The following is a 914-nucleotide window of genomic DNA, read 5'->3' on the forward strand; positions in this document are numbered from 1 at the left end:
CACACCACACCCACCACCCACACCTACCTCGAACTCGGACCCGACCCCACCCTCACCACCGCCACCCAACACACCCTCCACCACCACACCACCAACAACACCCAAACAACCGACGCAACCGCCACCCAACCCACCCCCCACACCATCCCCACCCTCACCCGCAAACGACCCGACAACCAAGGGTTCGGGCTTGCGTTGGGGCAGTTGTATCGGGCCGGGGCTCAGGTGGACTGGACGGGCTGGTTCCCGGCGGCGCCCAAGCCGCAGGTGGTGAAGCTGCCGACGTACGCGTTCCGGCGGCAGCGGTTCTGGGTGGAGCCGCCGGCCGTACGGGCCGGTGCGGGGCAGGGTTCTGGCGGTGCCGATGACCGGCTGTGGCAGGCGATCGAGGAGCTCGACGTCGACGCGGTGAGCTCGGCGTTGAACGTGGAGCGGGACAGCGAGAGCGTCGCGGCACTGCTGCCCGCGCTGCCCGTGCTGTCTGACTGGCGGCGGGCCAACCGGGAGCAGTCAGTCATCGACTCCTGGCGGTACGGGATCGACTGGGTGCCGCTCCGGGAGGCCGCTGCCCCGGTGCTGGCCGGCAACTGGCTGTTGGTGGTGCCGAGCGGGTACGAGGAGCACCCCGCGGTGCTGATGGCGAGCGAGGCCCTGGACGGCCACGGTGCGCTGCGTACTGACGTGGTGGTGGACGGCTCCGCGGCGGACCGGCGTGATCTGGCTCGCCACTTGCAGGAGGCGACGGCGACGGCTGCCGAGTGGGACGGCGTGGTGAGCCTGTTGGCGCTGGCCATGGAGCCGCACCCCACGTACGAGGCTGTCTCGGTGGGGTTGGCGGGGACCACCGCGTTGATCCAAGCCCTCGGCGACACCGACATCAACGCACCCCTGTGGTGCCTCACCCAAGGCGCCAT

The 914-nt window shown here is 70.2% G+C and carries 1 pseudogene; it reads left to right on the forward strand.

From position 1 onward, the window contains the following. Nucleotides 1-914: pseudogene (locus AAHZ94_RS34640) on the forward strand (hypothetical protein); the annotation flags it as partial.

This window comes from Streptomyces sp. HSW2009, assembly GCF_040240285.1.
Classification (GTDB): Bacteria; Actinomycetota; Actinomycetes; order Streptomycetales; family Streptomycetaceae; genus Streptomyces.